Origin of the sequence: Siccibacter colletis, assembly GCF_000696575.1 — a bacterium.
Classification (GTDB): domain Bacteria; phylum Pseudomonadota; class Gammaproteobacteria; order Enterobacterales; family Enterobacteriaceae; genus Siccibacter; species Siccibacter colletis.
In genome coordinates, this window is the sequence record NZ_JMSQ01000008.1 from 374,783 (window position 1) to 394,253 (window position 19,471).

Here is a 19,471-nt window from a genome sequence, read left to right on the forward strand (position 1 = left end):
AAAACGTTCTTTAACGCTCTGAGTCAAGCATCAAAAAGCGGTCAAATTATACGGGGCGGACTCGTGATTTCAAACAATAAGTAGCAAAAAGGTGAACAAATGTTTAATTAAATTTCGACAGCGCTATTTTTGAAGTTTTCGAGAATCGCAAAATCAGCGCGATAAACTGCAAACTTCATTGAATACCAGGCTACAAAGCGTGCTTAAGATCACATTATAAACACTTAACGGGCTTGTTTATTAACATCTCTTCAGAAAGCGTCCGCACCATGCTTTTGATTATTAAGTGAAATATCGAGTACTCTTTTTAAAATACCTCAATACAACATTAAAACGTTTTATTGACATCACTGACAAAGTTTTAACATTTAACTGCAGTTGAATATTTCAATTTTTAGCAGCCTGATATTTTCAGAGTTTACTATTTGGCTGATTAACAAAAAGAGCCACGTTACCTTCTCGAAAAATCACAGTAACAATAAGGTTAATAGCAAAAAGCGTAATCAATGAGAATTAATGTCATTGTTAACATTTTACCAACAACCTTATTTTGTCGATTTATTGACGCGAATTAATTTCTGTTTGCCTTAATTATCACCAGATGGCGATCGCCTTCGAGCTGCGGCACGTTCAGTTTAACGATAGTTTCCACTTCGAACCCGGCAGGCAGCTGGCTGATTTCATCGTCAGGACGCTGGCCTTTCAGCGCATAGAAGCAGCCCTGCTCGCCCGGCAGATGATGACACCAGGTCACCATATCCGTCAGCGATGCGAAAGCGCGGCTTATCACGCCATCAAACGGTGGTTCAGCAGGGAAATCTTCAACGCGGCTCTGCACCGGGGTAACGTTCTCCAGCTTCAGCTCGTGCTGCACCTGCTTCAGGAAGCGTACGCGTTTGCCAAGGCTATCCAACAGCGTGAAATGCGCTTCAGGACGCACAATGGCCAGCGGGATACCCGGCAGACCCGGTCCGGTACCCACGTCAATGAAGCGCGAGCCGTTCATATGCGGTTCAACGACGATGCTGTCCATGATGTGACGGATCAACATCTCGTTCGGATCGCGTACCGAGGTAAGATTATAGGCTTTATTCCACTTGTTCAGCATTTCGACGTAGGCCACCAGCTGCTGCTGCTGATTTTCAGGAAGCGTGATGCCCGCGGCGCTGAGCAGACGAGAGAGTTTGTTTAGCACGTTCGGTACCTGTTGGAAGAGAAATCAGAGAGGAAGCACTCCCCTCACCCGCAGGCGAGGGGACGTGCAATCAGGCGCTACGACGCAGCATGCCTTGTTTTTTAAGCCAGACCAGCAAAATCGAGATCGCAGCAGGTGTGACGCCGGAAATACGTGACGCCTGGCCGATCGAGGACGGTTTATGATCGTTAAGCTTGGCGATCACTTCGTTCGACAGCCCGGATACCTGACGGTAGTCCAGCGTGGCAGGCAGCAGCGTGTTCTCGTTGCGCTGCTGTTTTTCAATTTCTTCCTGCTGACGGGCGATATACCCCTCGTATTTCACCTGGATTTCAACCTGCTCTGCGGCCTGCGCATCGTCCAGACCCGGTGCGAACGGCGTAAGGCCGATCAGCGTCTCGTAGGTCATCTCCGGACGGCGCAGCAGATCTTCGCCGCTGGCCTCGCGTGACAGCGGCGCAGTGAGGTGAGCATTCACTTCTGCAACGTTCTCCGAGGCCGGGTGCAGCCAGGTTGCTTTCAGACGTTGACGCTCGCGCTCGATGTTTTCCAGCTTCTCGTTGAAGCGCACCCAGCGTGCGTCATCCACCAGCCCGAGTTCGCGGCCAGCTTCCGTCAGGCGCAGGTCAGCGTTGTCTTCACGCAGCATCAGACGATATTCCGCGCGGGAGGTAAACATGCGGTACGGCTCTTTAGTGCCGAGCGTAGAGAGGTCGTCCACCAGCACACCGAGATACGCCTGATCGCGACGCGGCGCCCAGCCCTCTTTCTCGGCAGAGAAGCGCGCAGCGTTAAGGCCAGCCAGCAGACCCTGAGCGGCCGCCTCTTCGTAACCGGTGGTGCCGTTGATCTGCCCGGCAAAGAACAGACCTTCAATGAATTTGCTTTCCAGCGTCGGTTTCAGATCGCGCGGGTCGAAGAAGTCGTACTCGATCGCATAGCCGGGACGCACGATCTTCGCGTTTTCCATCCCTTCCATCGAGCGGACAATCTGCATCTGCACGTCAAACGGCAGGCTGGTAGAGATGCCGTTCGGGTAAATCTCGTTGCTGGTCAGCCCTTCTGGCTCCAGGAAGATCTGATGCGCGTTGCGATCGGCAAAACGCATCACCTTGTCTTCAATGGACGGGCAGTAACGCGGGCCGATCCCTTCGATGATCCCGGCATACATCGGGCTACGATCGAGGTTCTGGCGGATCACGTCATGGGTTTTCTCATTGGTATGCGTGATGTAGCACGGTACCTGACGTGGATGCTGGGAAGCGTTACCCATGAACGAAAACACTGGCATTGGGTTATCGCCATGCTGTTGTCCAAGCACGCTGAAATCAATCGTACGGGCGTCAATGCGTGGGGGCGTACCGGTTTTCAGACGATTCACGCGCAGCGGCAGTTCGCGCAGACGACGCGCCAGCGGAATGGACGGCGGATCGCCGGCACGGCCACCGCTGTAGTTGTCCAGTCCGATATGGATTTTGCCGTCCAGGAAGGTGCCCACGGTCAGAACCACCGCTTTGGCGCGGAACTTGAGGCCCATCTGGGTTACGGCACCGACCACACGATCGTTTTCCACAATCAGATCGTCAACCGCCTGCTGGAAGATCATCAGGTTAGGTTGGTTCTCCAGGGCGGTGCGTACTGCCTGACGATAGAGCACGCGATCGGCCTGTGCGCGTGTCGCGCGAACAGCCGGGCCTTTGCTCGCGTTTAGTATCCTAAACTGAATGCCTGCCTGATCGATGGCCTGTGCCATCAGACCGCCGAGCGCATCCACTTCCTTCACCAGGTGTCCTTTCCCAATACCGCCGATCGCCGGGTTGCAGGACATCTGCCCCAGGGTGTCGATATTGTGTGTCAAAAGAAGGGTCTGTTGACCCATACGGGCTGCGGCCATCGCGGCCTCTGTGCCTGCATGACCCCCGCCAATGATGATGACGTCGAAAGGATCCTGATAAAACATGGTTGCCGAACCTCTGCGGTGTTGCGAATTGAGGGTAATGATCCCGGGCCGTGGATTCTACTCAACTTTAGCCCTGCGAGAAAGCAGCGGGATCATCGGGTATTAAAAAGAAGATCTATATATATGGAGATCTTTTCTATTATGATCTCTTATTACGATCGCCTTTCCCTGTGGATAAGCTTGATCCCACGTTGTAGATCAAGCAGATAGTAAGGATCATTTACTGTGAATGATCGGTGATCCCACACCGTATAAGCTGGGATCAAAAGTGAGGGTTATGCACAGCTTAAAAATCATACTGCGGTTGTTATTGGGATAACTACGGGTTAATCCAAGCTTTCCAGCAGAGTTATCCACATTCAAACGCCTGGTTATTGTTCGTTTTTGAGTAAATTAATCCAGGATCCCACCCATTCTTCTGCCGGATCCTCGGGAATGTCATGATCGAGGACGTTGATCCTCAGCGTTTCCCCCACCGTTTTTGCCCCACATCCTTTCATCAGCGTCTCGATTTTGTCGATCGCACCGCAGAAGGTGTCATATTCGCGACTGCCAATACCGATTGCACCAAAACGTACGTTGCTCAGATCCGGACGCTGAGCGTCGAGATCATCATAGAAAGGCTGGAGGTTATCCGGCAGATCGCCTGCACCGTGGGTGGAGGTGATGACCAGCCAGGTACCGCTTAGCGGGAGATCTTCAAGCAGCGGGCCGTGCAGCGTCTGGGTGGTAAATCCGGCATCTTCCAGTTTCTCTGCCAGATGCTCTGCTACATACTCTGCGCCGCCAAGGGTGCTGCCGCTAATAAGGGTGATCTCAGCCATGGATACCTGCCTTTAAAGAAACGACGCATAGTGTACTCTGTGAATCGGCTGGGATCTACCTGTGGATAATATGGGTATAGTAAGCAGCGGACGGGATCGACCCGCTGCTGCCGTATTGCAGGAAAGGCATGTGCTGTCAGGGTTTGATGGTGCGCATGATCGGATTTTGCAGCGAGATCAGCGTTTCCGTTGACTGGATTTCATCGATGGTCTGGATCTTGTTGATAAGTACCTGCTGAAGCGCATCGATGGATCGGCACATCACCTTAATAAAGATGCTGTAGTGCCCGGTGGTGTAGTACGCCTCGGTAACCTCATCCAGACTTTCCAGCTTTGCCAGCGCCGAGGGATAGTCTTTTGCACTCTTAAGGATAATGCCGATAAAGCAGCAGACGTCATACCCAAGCTGCTTCGGGCTGATATCAATGCGCGCTCCGGTAATAATCCCCGCCTGCTTCATTTTTTCAACGCGCACGTGAATGGTGCCCGGACTGACGCCGAACTGCTTGGCCAGTTCGGCATAGGCAGTACGTGCATTTGCCATTAACGACTCAAGGATGGCGCGGTCCAGATTATCGATCTGATAATTTTCCATCGGATTTCCTTATGGATAATGTCGATTCATGATTTTAATGGCCTTTAATTTAGCGTATTTAAATGCGATAAGCCTTTTTTATTAATGATTATTGAGTGTCAGTGGTTATTTATTGCTTAATCATTGGCAACAGACATCAGGAGTCAATGAAAATGAAATCCGCTTACATCGCAACCCAACGTCAGATCAGCTTTGTTAAATCACACTTCTCTCGCCAGCTGGAAGAGAAGCTGGGGCTGATTGAAGTCCAGGCGCCTATCCTCAGTCGTATTGGCGATGGTACCCAGGACAACCTGTCTGGCTGCGAGAAAGCGGTACAGGTGCGGGTGAAAACCCTGCCGGAGGCGCAGTTCGAAGTGGTGCACTCCCTGGCAAAATGGAAGCGCAAAACCCTCGGGCAGCACGACTTCAGCGCTGGGGAAGGGATCTATACCCATATGAAAGCCCTGCGCCCGGATGAAGATCGTCTGACGCCGGTTCACTCTGTCTATGTGGATCAGTGGGACTGGGAGCGCGTGATGGGCGACGGCGAACGCGATCTGGCTACCCTGAAGCGTACCGTGGAAGCGATCTGGGACGGGATCAAAGCGACCGAAACGGCCGTGAGCGAGCAGTACGGCCTGACACCGTTCCTGCCGGCGCAGATCCATTTTGTGCACAGCGAAACGCTGCAACAGCGCTACCCGGAACTGGATGCCAAAGGCCGCGAACGCGCCATTGCAAAAGAGCTGGGTGCCGTATTCCTGATCGGCATCGGCGGTAAGCTGGGCGACGGCAAGCGTCACGATGTGCGCGCCCCGGATTATGATGACTGGACCACCGCGACCGCTGAGGGCTTCGCCGGGCTGAACGGCGACATTCTGGTGTGGAACCCGGTGCTGGAAGATGCGTTCGAGATCTCGTCGATGGGAATTCGCGTCGATGCGCAGACGCTCAAACGCCAGCTGGCCATCTCCGGCGATGAAGATCGTCTGGCGCTGGAGTGGCACCAGTCGCTGCTGAAAGGAGAGATGCCGCAGACCATCGGCGGGGGCATCGGCCAGTCGCGCCTGACCATGCTGCTGCTTCAGCTGCCGCACATCGGCCAGGTGCAGTGTGGCGTGTGGCCAGCTCAGGTAACAGAGAGCGTATCCGGCTTGCTGTAATCATCCCCTGATCCGTCGTAGCAGACGGCTTCTCAACCCGGTATCGAAGCGCCAGATATGATCGAAGATGCGCATGATGCCGGGTTTTCCATAGGACGACATCGCCACCGCATGAAAACGGTGCTGCTGCACCCGCTGTAATGTCTTTACGTTCTGCACTACCTCATCCGGCAGCCGCTGGGCAATAAAGTCCGAGATCACCACCGCGTCGGCATCCACGCCATCACCGCTCTGCATCTTTTCACTGATTGCGCGAAAACAGCTGGCAAGATCGGTACCGCCGCGAAAACGCTGGCTGAGAAAGCGGATCGCCTGTTCCAGCCCATCTTCTCCCGTCAGCTCGTAGCGCACCACTTCGCTGGAGAACAGCATAATGAAGCAGCGTCGGCGATCGGCGAGCGCAATACGCATCAGCGCCAGACAGAACGCTTTGGCGCACTGCTCGTTGAAGCCGCCCATTGAGCCAGAGGTATCCACACAGACGATAAAAGGCCCGCGCGGCTGCTCGTCCATGTCCTGATGCACTACCGGCCGCTGCGAGACTTTTTCACGCCAGGCGTCACCCGCGAGGCGGTAGGTCAGAAGTTGTTTCTCCACCAGCCGGCGATAAAACTCATACTCCAGCTCGGTAATGCCGAGCGTGGCAAGTTCCGGCGGCAGCAGGCGCAGGATGTCATCGCTCTGGTGTAAGCCTTCCACCTGCTCCGGGACGTTCGCCGGCTCGCGCACCAGCGTGCGAAAGGTTTCCATTGGCGCATCGTGAACCGGCACCGATTTCGCCTCGCGGGAGCGCCCCAGCTGCTCGGCCAGCTTCATCAGCTCCGGCTGGTTAGCCAGAAACTCGCCGTACTTCACGATCAGCTGATAATCACCGCGTTTGAGCTTACCGGCGCTCATGTCCCACAGCCTGCCGGCAGCGTGATCGTTCTCGTTCAGCGTGGCATCCAGCTGGCCGCTCAGCGTCATCCGCTCCTGCACTTCGCTGAGCAGCTGTTCGCGCTCCTCTTCTAAAACCTGCTGGCTGAGAGAGGTGGCCTGAACGATGAGACTCAGGCGCCAGCGCTGTAAAAAGAGCGTATGCAGCGCCGGGGTAAAGTGAGGGTTGTTGCCCACCAGCTGTTCTGCCTGCTGGAAAAACGGCGACCCGGTCTGACGCAGCGCGCGCAGCGTCTCGGGGATCTGCACGATGAACTGGCTGGTGGAGAGCAGCTGCACTTTCTGATAGCTCATCACCTCCTGGGCCAGCTCCTGCGGCACGCGGGCATCGCGCAGACGGCTTTTTAACTGCTCGCGCCAGCGGGGCAGATCCTGAGTCACGGCATGCTTTAAGCGTGGAAACTTCTCGAAAAACAGCGCCAGCTGCGGAGAGGCGAGCAGGGCGATGATGATCTCCTCAATCATCTCGCCTTCGCTGATGGCCAGAACCACGTTGAGCGTATCAACGGTGATCATTGCCGCGCCTGTTTAATCTGCACCGCCACGTCCTGCAGGCTGGCCTCGATACGCCCCAGCCACTCAGGATGAATAAACAGGCACTTCTGCTGCTCGCTGAAGCTCAGGTGCTGCTGGTGCCACAGGGTATCCAGCTCGTCCAGTTGCTGGCTGATCTCCTGCGGCAGGTTCTCCGGCGTCTGATGGCCCGGCAACGCCAGCCGCGTACTCTGCAGGCTGACATCGCGGATCACCAGGTACTGTGCGCTGTCCACCTCGAGCGTCAGAAGTTGAGCAAAGCCAATGCCGTTGAGCTTGCCGCGGATCTCACCGCCTTTTTGCAGCCACTGGTTTAACGCTTCACGGGGGAGGGTGATATGGATGACTTCCATATCGTGCAGTTTAAGCGGCTGCTGTAACAACAGCGTCAGGATCTCGCCCTGCACCTCATCCGGCAGAAGGTACTGTGCCCGGCGGGCGAACATGCCGCCCTGCTTCACGACTTTCAGCGCATCGCGATCGCTCTGCTGCTGCTGGAGCTGCATCCGGCGCTGCTGAATGGCACCCAGCCGGGAAAGCATCGCGTGCTGCTGCCATCCATGTCCGGTCATCAATAATTCGAGCTGCTGCTGCATCAGTTGCAGGGTCTCGGCGTCATGCCACAGACAGTCTTTCAGCAGAATAAGATCGATGGGCGCGACGGCGCTGCGGCCCGAGAAAAAGGCGCTCGCCTGCAACAGGTGAATAGCCTTTTTCCAGCGGCGGTCAGAGACGTAGGGCGCGCCCGGCAACTCGTTAAGCTGCTGGCGCAGTGTAAAGATCAATTCAAAGACGTGATCCGGCAGGACAACCTTGCCGATATCCTGCTGCCACTGGTGATATTCTTCATCACTAATCTGCAGACCGGGCGCAATCGGGATAGCGTTTTCATCCTGCTGGCTTATCAGCATTGAACGGAAATTGCCTTTCTCCTGCACGTTGTCGAGCCACAGACGGATCAGCATCCGGTCATACAGCGCCTCAAGACTGTTGTCGGCTTCCGGCAGTTCGTTGGAGGCGGCAACCAGCAGGCGCATCGGGATTCTCTCCTCGTGCGCACCGTTGCGAAAACGCCGTTCGTTGATGGCGGTCAGCAGGGTATTCAGAATGGCCGGGCCAGCTTTCCATATCTCATCCAGAAACACGATTTCCGCTTCCGGCAGATAACCCGCCGTCAGGCGCTCATAGCGGCCTTCATCTTTCAGCGCCTGGATAGAGAGCGGACCGAACACTTCTTCCGGCGTGGAGAAACGGGTCATCAAATATTCAAAAGCGCGGGCATGCTGGAAGGCAAATTTGAGGCGGCGGGCAATCAGGCTTTTGGCGATGCCTGGCGGCCCGAGCAGGAACACGCTTTCGCCGCTGAGCGCGGCCAGCAGGCAAAGGTGAATGGCGTGGCTACGCTCAAACAGCCCCTTCTCCAGCGCCGCGCTGAGACGAGAAATTCTTTCCGCCAGCAAATGTGATTGAGCCATAATGAAATTGCGTCCTTACCCGGTTATAACCTGTGAAAATAAGTATAAATGTTTTGAATTTGAGCAGGTAACAGATTGATGCGACAACAGAGTCTGACGCAGCCACATTAACCATGCCGCACGAAGGGGTACGATTTTTTTACCAATCGTGCATACTGTGCGCCTTTTTGTGGGTTCAGTGGCAACGCATCCACAGCTTTATTACTAAAAGACGGGTCTATGAGTACTGATAAGAAACAATCACTCTCTGCGGTCACGCTTGCGGCTATTGGGGTGGTATATGGCGATATTGGCACCAGCCCGCTTTATACCCTGCGTGAATGTTTGTCCGGCCAGTTTGGCTTCGGCGTAGAACGCGAGGCGGTATTCGGCTTTCTGTCTCTTATTTTCTGGCTGCTCATCATTGTCGTCTCAATTAAATATCTGAGCTTCGTGATGCGTGCTGATAACGCCGGAGAAGGCGGGATCCTGACGCTGATGTCGCTGGCCGGGCGTAATACCTCAGCGCGGATGACCTCGGTGCTGGTGATCATGGGCCTTATCGGCGGCAGCTTCTTCTATGGTGAGGTGGTGATAACCCCCGCAATCTCGGTAATGTCGGCCATCGAAGGCCTTGAAATCGCCGCCCCCTCCCTCGACCCCTATATCGTTCCGCTCTCTATTATTGTTCTCACCCTGCTGTTTATGATCCAGAAGCACGGCACCGGCATGGTGGGCAAACTGTTCGCCCCGATCATGCTGGTCTGGTTCCTGGTGCTGGCGGTACTGGGTGTGCGCAGCATCATGGGCAACCCTGAAGTGCTGCAGGCGCTGAACCCGGCGTGGGCGATTGGCTTCTTTATGGAATACAAAGCCATCTCCTTTGTGGCGCTGGGGGCAGTTGTGCTGTCGATCACCGGGGTGGAAGCGCTCTACGCCGATATGGGTCACTTCGGTAAATTACCGATTCGCGTGGCCTGGTTCTCGGTGGTGCTGCCGTCGCTGGTGCTGAACTACTTTGGTCAGGGGGCGCTGCTGCTGAAAACCCCGGAAGCGATCAAAAACCCGTTCTTCCTGCTGGCACCGGACTGGGCGCTCATTCCGCTACTGATACTGGCGACGCTCGCCACGGTAATCGCCTCTCAGGCGGTTATCTCCGGCGTATTCTCCCTGACCCGTCAGGCGGTACGTCTGGGCTATCTTTCGCCGATGCGCATCATTCACACCTCTGAAATGGAGTCCGGGCAAATCTACATCCCCGCCATTAACTGGATGCTCTATTTCGCGGTGGTGATTGTCATTATCAGCTTTGAGCACTCCAGCAACCTGGCCGCCGCCTACGGGATTGCCGTTACCGGCACCATGGTGCTGACCACTATTCTGTCGACCACCGTGGCGCGTAAAAACTGGCACTGGAACAAGCTGCTGGTGGGGCTGATCCTGGTGGCATTTATGTGCATCGATATTCCGCTGTTCTCCGCGAACCTCAGCAAGCTGTTCTCCGGCGGCTGGCTGCCGCTGAGTCTCGGCCTGGTGATGTTCATCATCATGACCACCTGGAAAAGCGAACGCTTCCGCCTGCTGCGTCGGATGCACGAGCACGGCAATTCCCTGGAAGCGATGATTGCTTCGCTGGAAAAATCTCCGCCGGTGCGGGTGCCGGGTACTGCGGTGTATATGTCGCGCGCCCTGAACGTCATTCCGTTTGCCATGCTGCACAACCTCAAGCACAACAAAGTGCTGCACGAGCGCGTGATTTTCCTGACGCTGCGTACTGAAGACGCGCCTTACGTGCACAACGTGCGCCGCGTAACGATTGAACAGCTGTCGCCCACCTTCTGGCGCGTGGTTGCCAGCTATGGCTGGCGTGAAACGCCAAACGTGGAAGAGGTCTTCCACCGTTGCGGTCTGGAGGGGCTGAGCTGCCGCATGATGGAGACCTCGTTCTTTATGTCGCACGAGTCGCTTATCGTCGGCAAGCGCCCGTGGTATCTGCGTCTGCGCGGCAAACTCTACCTGCTGCTTCAGCGCAACGCCCTGCGCGCCCCTGACCAGTTTGAGATCCCGCCGAACCGGGTTATCGAGCTGGGAACCCAGGTCGAAATCTGACGCCTCAACGCCTCCCCTGCGGAGGCGTTTTCATTTGTTAGCGCCTTGTTTCACGCCTTAAGGTAAACGTGAGCGAAACGTTTCGATGGCGATCACATTTTCACATTCTGGTGATTGTTTAGTGCGCACCGCTTTCTCTACACTGCCGCCAGCGAAACGTTTCGCTAGTGGAGTGAAAAATGAAAAAAGGCACAGTACTTAACGCAGAAATTTCTTCTGTCATCTCACGTCTTGGCCACACCGATACGCTGGTGGTTTGCGATGCCGGGTTACCCATTCCTCGCGGCACCGATCGTATCGATATGGCATTAACTCAGGGCGTACCTTCCTTTATGCAGGTAGTGGAAGTGGTGACGGCAGAAATGCAGGTTGAGGCTGCTGTTCTTGCCGCGGAAATCAAACAGCATAATCCGCAGCTCCATGAAACGTTGCTTGGTCATATCAGGCAACTGCAGCAACACCAGGGAAACACCATTGATATTCGTTACATCAGTCATGAGCAGTTCAAACAACAAACCGCAGATAGCCAGGCGGTGATTCGCAGCGGGGAGTGTTCCCCGTATGCGAATATCATTCTCTGTGCCGGCGTAACCTTCTGAGGCCGACATGGACGCATTACTACAACTCAAAGGGATCGATAAATCCTTCCCGGGCGTGAAAGCGCTTTCCGGCGCGGCACTCAACGTCTATCCGGGCCGCGTGATGGCGCTGGTAGGCGAAAACGGTGCCGGCAAATCCACAATGATGAAAGTGCTGACCGGCATCTATCAGCGCGATGCCGGCTCGCTGCTGTGGCTGGGGAATGAAACCACCTTCAGCGGCCCGAAAGCCTCTCAGGAAGCAGGCATCGGCATCATTCATCAGGAACTCAACCTGATCCCTCAGCTCAGCATTGCCGAGAACATCTTCCTCGGGCGTGAATTCGTTAACCGCTTCGGCAAAATCGACTGGAAAGCGATGCATGCCGAAGCCGACAAGCTGCTGCTGAAACTCAACCTGCGTTTCAACAGCCACCGCCTGGTGGGCGATCTGTCGATAGGCGACCAACAGATGGTCGAGATCGCCAAAGTGCTCAGCTTCGAGTCTCAGGTCATCGTTATGGATGAACCGACCGATGCGCTGACCGACACCGAAACCGAATCGCTGTTCCGGGTGATCCGCGAGCTGAAGGCCCAGGGGCGCGGCATCGTGTATATCTCGCACCGCATGAAAGAGATCTTCGAAATCTGCGATGACGTCACGGTGTTCCGCGACGGGCAGTTTATCGCCGAGCGCGACGTCGCCAGCCTGACCGAAGATTCGCTGATCGAGATGATGGTAGGCCGCAAGCTTGAAGATCAGTATCCGCATCTGGATAAAGCACCGGGCGCGGTGCGCCTGAAGGTCGACCACCTGTGTGGCCCGGGCGTGCACGACGTGAGTTTCAGTCTGCGCCAGGGGGAAATCCTCGGCGTCGCGGGCCTGATGGGCGCGGGGCGTACTGAATTGATGAAGGTGCTGTACGGTGCTCTGCCGCGCGCCAGCGGGCACGTAACCCTCGACGGCCGGGAAGTGGTAACCCGTTCCGCGCAGGATGGCCTGGCGAACGGCATCGTCTACATCTCCGAAGACCGCAAGCGCGACGGCCTGATCCTCGGCATGTCAGTGAAAGAAAACATGTCGCTGACCGCGCTGCGCTACTTCAGTCACAACGTCGGTCACCTGCGCCATAAAGATGAACAGCAGGCGGTGAGTGATTTTATCCGTCTGTTTAATGTGAAAACCCCGTCCATGGAGCAGGCGATTGGTCTGCTGTCCGGTGGCAACCAGCAGAAAGTGGCGATTGCCCGCGGCCTGATGACGCGCCCGAAGGTGCTGATTCTGGACGAACCGACGCGCGGCGTGGACGTAGGCGCGAAGAAAGAGATTTATCAGCTCATTAACCAGTTCAAGGCAGAAGGGCTGAGCATCATTCTGGTGTCATCCGAAATGCCGGAAGTATTAGGTATGAGCGATCGCATTATTGTGATGCATGAAGGGCATCTCGGTGGAGAATTCACACGCGAGCAGGCCACCCAGGAAGTGCTGATGGCTGCGGCCGTCGGCAAGCTTAATCGCGTGAATCAGGAGTAAAATGATGACAACCCAGACTGTTTCCGGTCGCCGTTATTTCACCAAAGCATGGCTGATGGAGCAGAAATCGCTGATCGCCCTGCTGGTGCTGATTGCGATTGTCTCCACCATGAGTCCGAACTTCTTTACCGTTAATAACCTGTTCAACATTCTGCAGCAGACCTCGGTGAACGCCATCATGGCGGTAGGGATGACGCTGGTTATTCTTACCTCGGGTATCGACCTGTCCGTCGGTTCCCTGCTGGCGCTCACCGGGGCGGTTGCCGCCTCGCTGGTGGGCATGGAAGTCAACGCGCTGGTGGCCGTGGCGGCCGCGCTGGCGGCCGGTGCTGCAATCGGTAGCGTGACCGGTGTGATTGTGGCGAAAGGGCGCGTCCAGGCGTTTATCGCCACCCTCGTCATGATGCTGCTGCTGCGCGGCGTCACTATGGTGTACACCGATGGTAGCCCGGCGAATACCGGCTTTACTGAGAATGCTGATCTGTTCGGCTGGTTCGGTATCGGTCGCCCACTGGGTATCCCGACCCCGGTCTGGATCATGGCGATTGTCTTCCTCGCGGCCTGGTACATGCTGCACCACACGCGTCTGGGGCGCTACATCTATGCGCTGGGTGGGAATGAAGCGGCGACGCGTCTGTCCGGTATCAGCGTTAATAAAGTCAAAATCATTGTTTACTCCCTGTCCGGCATGCTGGCCGCGCTGGCGGGCGTTATCGAAGTGGCACGTCTCTCGTCAGCACAGCCGACGGCGGGAACGGGTTATGAGCTGGATGCCATCGCAGCGGTCGTGCTGGGCGGTACCAGTCTGGCCGGCGGGAAAGGCCGTATCGTGGGTACGCTTATCGGTGCGCTGATCCTCGGCTTCCTGAATAACGGTTTGAACCTCTTGGGTGTTTCTTCCTATTACCAGATGATCGTCAAAGCTGTGGTGATTCTCCTGGCGGTGCTGGTTGATAACAAAAAGCAGTAACTCACTACTTCACAGGATCTCTTAACATGAACATGAAAAAGCTGGCTACACTGGTTTCCGCCGTTGCACTGAGCGCCACCGTAAGCGCAAATGCGATGGCAAAAGACACCATCGCTCTGGTTATCTCTACCCTGAACAACCCGTTCTTCGTGTCGCTGAAAGACGGCGCGCAGAAAGAAGCTGACAAGCTGGGCTACAACCTGGTGGTGCTGGATTCTCAGAACAACCCGGCAAAAGAGCTGGCGAACGTGCAGGACCTGACGGTTCGCGGCACCAAACTGCTGCTGATTAACCCGACCGATTCTGACGCCGTCGGTAACGCGGTGAAAATGGCGAACCAGGCCAACATTCCGGTTATCACCCTCGACCGCGCTGCGAACAAAGGCGACGTCGTCACTCACGTTGCTTCTGATAACGTGCTGGGCGGCAAAATTGCCGGTAACTACATCGCTAAGAAAGCGGGCGAAGGCGCGAAAGTGATTGAACTGCAGGGCATCGCCGGGACGTCCGCAGCGCGCGAGCGTGGCGAAGGCTTCCAGCAGGCGGTAGCGGCACACAAATTCAACGTGCTGGCCAGCCAGCCGGCTGACTTTGACCGTACCAAAGGCCTGAACGTGATGCAGAACCTGCTGACCGCCCATCCGGACGTGAAAGCCGTGTTCGCACAGAACGACGAGATGGCGCTGGGTGCACTGCGTGCGCTGCAGACTGCCGGTAAAACCGACGTTATGGTTGTTGGCTTTGACGGCACGCCGGACGGTGTGAAAGCGGTGGAAGACGGTAAACTGGCTGCCACTATCGCGCAGCTGCCGGAGCAGATTGGCGCTACCGGCGTTGACGCGGCTAACAAAGTGCTGAAAGGCGAGAAAGTGACGGCGAAGATCCCGGTTGACCTGAAGCTGGTTATTAAGCAGTAATACGGCGTACTCCTCAGGCGAGCGCTAAATGCCTCGCCTGATAAGACATAAAGAAAAGCATGGCACGCGCCACCGTCCGGTGGCGCATTTCGACTGGATATCCCCATGACCAAAACCGCAGGCAAGCTTGTCGTTCTCGGCAGTATCAATGCCGACCATATCCTTAATCTGCCAGCCTTCCCCACCCCGGGTGAAACCCTGACCGGAAGCCAGTATCAGGTGGCGTTTGGCGGTAAGGGCGCAAACCAGGCGGTTGCCGCCGGGCGCAGCGGGGCGGATATCGCTTTCATCGCCTGCGTGGGAGATGACGATACCGGCGAACGCGTCTGCCAGCAGTTAGTCAATGACAGGATTGATATCGCGCCGGTCAGCACCATTAGCGGTGAATCGACGGGCGTAGCGCTGATTTTTGTGAACGCCGAGGGCGAAAACGTGATCGGCATTCATGCCGGTGCCAATGCCGCACTTTCTCCGGCGCTGGTAGAGGCGCAACAGCCACTGATTGCCAGTGCGAGCGCGCTGCTGATGCAGCTTGAATCCCCGGTAGAGAGCGTGCTGCGTGCTGCGCAGATCGCTCATCAAAATAACACCACCGTGATCCTCAATCCGGCACCGGCGCAGGCACTGCCGGATGAACTGCTGGCGCTGGTGGACATCATCACCCCGAACGAAACGGAAGCCGAAAAGCTGACCGGCATTCGCGTATCGAACGATGAAGACGCTGCACGAGCCGCACAGGTGCTGCATGCCAAAGGCATCGACACGGTCATCATTACGCTGGGCAGCCGCGGCGTCTGGGCCAGTGTGCAGGGCCAGGGCGCTTGCGTTCCCTGCTTCAAAGTCACAGCCATTGATACCATTGCGGCGGGCGACACCTTTAACGGCGCTCTGGTCACCGCGCTGCTGGAAGAGAAGCCGCTGCAGGAGGCGATTCGCTTCGCCCATGCCGCTGCGGCCATTGCCGTCACGCGTAAAGGGGCGCAGCCCTCAGTGCCGTGGCGCAGTGAAACCGACGACTTTTTGCGTCAGCAGGGGTAAACCTTGGCCACCATGAAGGATGTCGCCCGCCTGGCGGGTGTCTCCACCTCTACCGTTTCCCACGTCATCAATAACGACAGGTTCGTGAGCGATGCCATTCGGGAAAAGGTGGAGGCTGCGGTTATCAGCCTTAACTATGCGCCTTCAGCCGTGGCGCGCAGCCTTAAGCTGAATCAGACGCGCACCATTGGCATGCTGCTTACCGCCAGCTCCAACCCCTTCTATTCCGAGCTGGTACGCGGCGTGGAGCGCAGCTGCTTTGAACGCGGTTACAGTCTGGTGCTGTGCAATACCGAAGGGGATGAGCAGCGCATGAACCGCAACCTTGAGATGCTGATGCAGAAACGCGTCGATGGATTGCTGCTGCTCTGCACCGAAACGCATCAGCCTGCGGCAGATATTATGCGGCGCTACCCGGGCATTCCGACGGTGATGATGGACTGGGCACCGCTGGAAGGGCAGTGCGACCTGATTCAGGATAACTCGCTGCTGGGCGGCGATATCGCGACGCAGCATCTTATCGACAAGGGCTATACCCGCATTGCCTGTATTACCGGCCCGCTGGATAAGACGCCTGCACGCCTGCGGCTGGAAGGGTATCGCACCGCCATGGCGCGCGCCGGACTGGCTATCCCCGCAGAGTATGAAGTTACCGCTGACTTCGAGTTTGCCGGAGGCTTCCGGGCGATGGAAACCATTCTTGCCTTACCGGAACGGCCTCAGGCGGTGTTTATCAGCAATGATGCGATGGCGGTGGGCGCTTATCAGGCGCTGTGGCACGCCGGCATCGCCATTCCCGGCGATATGGCGCTCATTGGCTACGATGACATTGAGCTTGCCCGCTATATGACCCCGCCGCTGACCACGATTCACCAGCCAAAAGACGAACTGGGTGAACTGGCGATCGACGTGCTTATCCATCGCATGGCGCAGCCTGAACAGGCGCAGCAGCTACTGCAGCTTACGCCGGAGCTGATAGAGCGAGGCTCCGCTTAACTGCGGTGCCGCTCCTTAATCAAATTTCGCCCGTCTTTCGGACGCAGCAGCATAAATACCAGCGACGACACCAGCGTAATGCCACCCATCGTAATAAAGGTGTAGTGGAACTGTTCAATGGTGTTGGCGTTCTCAAAGCCCTCATAAAAGCGCAGTACTGCCGCGCTGACCGCCACCCCGAGGCTGATTGAAAGCTGCTGCGTAACCGCCAGCATACTGTTGCCGCTGCTGGCGTTCTCATCGGTAAGATCGGCAAGCGTAATGGTGTTCATCGCCGTGAACTGCGTGGACATCGCCATCCCCAGCACAAACAAGGGCACGAGTAGCATCCAGATAGTCATACCCGGCGACTGCAATGAGAACTGGGCAATCATCAGCCCGATAAAGACCGTAATGCCGACCAGCGTGGTGCGGTAGCCGAGCCGGCGCAGCACCTGGGTTACCACTGACTTCGCCAGAATCGACCCCACCGCCGTCGGTGCCATCATGCAGCCGGCGATCAGCGCCGGATAACCAAAACCAACCTGCAGCATCAGTGGCATCAGGAATGGCACGCAGCCGGTACCCAGCCGCGAAGCGATATTCCCGGCGATCCCCACGGAGAAGGTGCGGGTCTTAAACATGGGCAATGAGATCAGCGGCGACGGATGGCGACGGGCGTGGCGGATATAGGCAAACATCAGCAGTATGCCGCAGACGATAATGGTCAACGCCAGCCAGCTGGCAACCAGCTTCTCCCCGAACAGCTCCATGCCGCTGGAAAACAGCACCAGGCTCAGACCAAACAGCACGAATCCGCTCATGTCGAATTTACGGCGCGGTGTGGTGAAATCCGGCATGTATTTGCGGGCGTAGAACAGGCCTGCCACACCAATCGGGATATTAATCAGGAAGATCCAGTGCCAGCTGGCCCAGGTAACCAGTACCCCACCCAGCATCGGCCCGAGAATCGGACCAACCAGACCCGGCATGGTGACGAAGTTCAGCACGGGGAGCAGTTCACTACGCGGATAAGCACGCAGTAGCGCCAGGCGTGCGACCGGCATCATCATCGCCCCGCCGATGCCCTGAATAATGCGGAAAATGACCAGCTCGCCCAGGGAGCTGGAAAGGGCGCAGGCCAGCGATCCCAGCGTAAACAGCGAAACCGCCGTCATAAATACTTTGCGCGTGCCGAAGCGGTCAGCCAGCCAGCCGCTGACCGGAATGAGCATCGCCACCGTCAGGGTATAGCTGATAATGGCGGACTGCATGGCCAGCGGCGAGCGGTTAAGACTCTGGGCGATAGCGGGTAGGGCGGTATTCAGAATGGTGGCGTCCAGCGCCTGCATAAAAAAAGCCATTGCCGCAATCCACGGCAGACCAGACATACTTCGTGCTTTTTTTAAACTCATGCGACTCCTGCCTTTAATGGGAAGGTGTTATCCCTTCAGTAATGGGTTCCTGCAATAATGCCTGACACGCCTTCAACGCGGCTTCACTGTTTCCTTCATTAATAGCATCGACCACAGCGCGGTGCAGATCGAGCTTTATCACGGTGTCCGCCGTGATGGCGGTAAAGTAGTTATAGTAAACGGGGCGGAACAGGCTGGCGAAAGAGGAAAGAAACGGGTTGCCGCTCATGGCATAGATCTGCTCGTGCCACGCCATGTCCACTTCAATCCAGCGGTCGCGTACGAAGGCGTTCTCCAGCGCGGCCATCTCCGCCTGCGTCGTGGTCAGTGCGGCTTTCTGTATCGCTGTACCATTCTGCGCGGCCAGCGCGCAGGCCTGCGGCTCCAGACTATGGCGCATAACCAGGAAGTTTTTCACTACTTCATCAAACTGGGCGTCTGCCATCCACCATGACAGCAACTCTTTATCGAGGAAGTTCCACTGGGCTTCTGGCATGACGCGTGTGCCAATACGTGGCCGCGGAAGGACCATGCCTTTTGCGGTGAGGGTCTTAACCGCTTCCCTGACCGCTGTACGGCTGACCCCAAACATCTCTCCCAGCTCTATTTCGCCAGGCAGAATAGCGCCAGGGGCGTAGTCTCCTTTCAGGATCAGGCGAGCCAGTTTTTCCGCCAGCATATAAGAAAGGTTCTTCTGTGCGGCGAGCTGTTGTTCTGAGAGCGACATGAATGCTGGTCCTTAAGCCGTATTTAACGGCGCTAGTATGCCATCAAGGAACTGCGATGGTTGAAGAAACAGCAATAATCACGTTTATGGGCTGTTTTATGACTGAATTGGCGAAAAAAGAAACGAACGAAAACTTTTTTCAGAATAGGGGTTGTCAGGGAAAAAGAACTCCCTATAATGCGCCTCCACTGACACGGAACAACGGCAAGCAAGCCGGCCTGTCAGGTGAAGGCGAGCGAAATAAATGCTTGACTCCACAGCGGGATAGTGTAGTATACGCAGCCCGCGCCGCTGAGAAATAAGCGAAGCGGCACTGCTCTTTAACAATTTATCAGACAATCTGTGTGGGCACTCGGGGTACTGATATCTTTCACGTCGCAAGACGAAAAAGCATTATCAAGTCTCAAGAGTGAACACGTAATTCATTACGAAGTTTAATTCTTTGAGCATCAAACTTTAAATTGAAGAGTTTGATCATGGCTCAGATTGAACGCTGGCGGCAGGCCTAACACATGCAAGTCGAACGGTAACAGGAAGCAGCTTGCTGCTTTGCTGACGAGTGGCG

The 19,471-nt window shown here is 56.1% G+C and carries 17 protein-coding genes and 1 rRNA gene; 10 read left to right on the forward strand and 8 right to left on the reverse strand.

Going from position 1 to position 19,471, the window contains the following annotated elements:
- Positions 1-571: 571 nt before the first annotated feature.
- The 4 genes from rsmG to asnC all read right to left on the reverse strand — a co-directional run bounded on the left by rsmG (position 572) and on the right by asnC (position 4,574).
- Entirely contained in the window at positions 572-1,195 is a 624-nt protein-coding gene (gene rsmG / locus ET34_RS0111860) for a 16S rRNA (guanine(527)-N(7))-methyltransferase RsmG (protein ID WP_031522300.1), read from the reverse strand.
- Between the two features lie 70 nt (positions 1,196-1,265).
- Entirely contained in the window at positions 1,266-3,155 is a 1,890-nt protein-coding gene (gene mnmG, locus ET34_RS0111865; protein WP_031522301.1) for a tRNA uridine-5-carboxymethylaminomethyl(34) synthesis enzyme MnmG, read from the reverse strand.
- A 371-nt stretch (positions 3,156-3,526) separates the two neighbouring features.
- Positions 3,527-3,979, reverse strand: coding sequence for an FMN-binding protein MioC (mioC, locus tag ET34_RS0111870; RefSeq protein WP_031522302.1), 453 nt, complete (start codon positions 3,977-3,979; stop codon positions 3,527-3,529).
- 136 nt (positions 3,980-4,115) lie between these two features.
- A complete protein-coding gene (asnC, locus tag ET34_RS0111875) occupies positions 4,116-4,574 on the reverse strand; it encodes a transcriptional regulator AsnC (RefSeq protein ID WP_031522303.1) in 459 nt (152 codons plus the stop codon).
- A gap of 152 nt (positions 4,575-4,726) precedes the next feature.
- Here asnC and asnA point away from each other — a divergent pair, with 152 nt between their 5' ends.
- Positions 4,727-5,719, forward strand: a complete 993-nt coding sequence (gene asnA, locus ET34_RS0111880) for an aspartate--ammonia ligase (protein WP_031522304.1) — start codon at positions 4,727-4,729, stop codon at positions 5,717-5,719.
- On the opposite strand, the gene viaA is transcribed toward asnA, so the two are convergent.
- Both viaA and ravA read right to left on the reverse strand, forming a co-directional pair.
- Positions 5,720-7,171 carry an ATPase RavA stimulator ViaA gene (gene viaA / locus ET34_RS0111885; protein ID WP_031522305.1) on the reverse strand — a complete coding sequence of 484 codons (1,452 nt, stop codon included), beginning with the start codon at positions 7,169-7,171 and terminating at the stop codon, positions 5,720-5,722.
- Positions 7,168-8,664: an ATPase RavA gene (gene ravA / locus ET34_RS0111890; RefSeq protein ID WP_031522306.1), complete on the reverse strand. Its 1,497-nt coding sequence runs from the start codon at positions 8,662-8,664 to the stop codon at positions 7,168-7,170. The genes viaA and ravA overlap by 4 nt, the downstream gene beginning before the upstream one ends.
- A gap of 219 nt (positions 8,665-8,883) precedes the next feature.
- Here ravA and kup point away from each other — a divergent pair, with 219 nt between their 5' ends.
- The 7 genes from kup to rbsR all read left to right on the forward strand — a co-directional run bounded on the left by kup (position 8,884) and on the right by rbsR (position 16,785).
- Positions 8,884-10,752, forward strand: a complete 1,869-nt coding sequence (kup, locus tag ET34_RS0111895; protein WP_031522308.1) for a low affinity potassium transporter Kup — start codon at positions 8,884-8,886, stop codon at positions 10,750-10,752.
- Between the two features lie 179 nt (positions 10,753-10,931).
- Entirely contained in the window at positions 10,932-11,351 is a 420-nt protein-coding gene (rbsD, locus tag ET34_RS0111900; RefSeq protein ID WP_031522310.1) for a D-ribose pyranase, read from the forward strand.
- A 7-nt stretch (positions 11,352-11,358) separates the two neighbouring features.
- A complete protein-coding gene (gene rbsA / locus ET34_RS0111905) occupies positions 11,359-12,864 on the forward strand; it encodes a ribose ABC transporter ATP-binding protein RbsA (RefSeq protein WP_031522316.1) in 1,506 nt (501 codons plus the stop codon).
- Between the two features lie 4 nt (positions 12,865-12,868).
- Entirely contained in the window at positions 12,869-13,834 is a 966-nt protein-coding gene (gene rbsC / locus ET34_RS0111910) for a ribose ABC transporter permease (RefSeq protein ID WP_031522318.1), read from the forward strand.
- Positions 13,835-13,860: 26 nt separating this feature from the next.
- Positions 13,861-14,751 (forward strand): ribose ABC transporter substrate-binding protein RbsB, encoded by an 891-nt coding sequence (rbsB, locus tag ET34_RS0111915; protein ID WP_031522319.1) that lies wholly within the window; start codon positions 13,861-13,863, stop codon positions 14,749-14,751.
- Between the two features lie 105 nt (positions 14,752-14,856).
- Positions 14,857-15,789, forward strand: coding sequence for a ribokinase (gene rbsK, locus ET34_RS0111920; protein ID WP_031522321.1), 933 nt, complete (start codon positions 14,857-14,859; stop codon positions 15,787-15,789).
- A gap of 12 nt (positions 15,790-15,801) precedes the next feature.
- Entirely contained in the window at positions 15,802-16,785 is a 984-nt protein-coding gene (rbsR, locus tag ET34_RS0111925) for a ribose operon transcriptional repressor RbsR (RefSeq protein WP_072002022.1), read from the forward strand.
- Here the strand turns inward: rbsR and mdtD are convergent.
- The gene (gene mdtD / locus ET34_RS0111930; protein WP_031522324.1) at positions 16,782-18,179 is read right to left on the reverse strand and encodes a multidrug transporter subunit MdtD; all 1,398 of its coding nucleotides are present in this window, start codon (positions 18,177-18,179) and stop codon (positions 16,782-16,784) included. The two genes, rbsR and mdtD, sit on opposite strands and share 4 nt — an antisense overlap.
- A gap of 13 nt (positions 18,180-18,192) precedes the next feature.
- A complete protein-coding gene (locus ET34_RS0111935; RefSeq protein ID WP_031522326.1) occupies positions 18,193-18,906 on the reverse strand; it encodes a FadR/GntR family transcriptional regulator in 714 nt (237 codons plus the stop codon).
- A gap of 56 nt (positions 18,907-18,962) precedes the next feature.
- On the opposite strand from ET34_RS0111935, the gene ET34_RS22550 reads away from it, so the two are divergent.
- Entirely contained in the window at positions 18,963-19,208 is a 246-nt protein-coding gene (locus tag ET34_RS22550) for a hypothetical protein (protein ID WP_031522328.1), read from the forward strand.
- A 156-nt stretch (positions 19,209-19,364) separates the two neighbouring features.
- Positions 19,365-19,471, forward strand: a 16S ribosomal RNA gene (locus ET34_RS0111945); the annotation flags it as partial.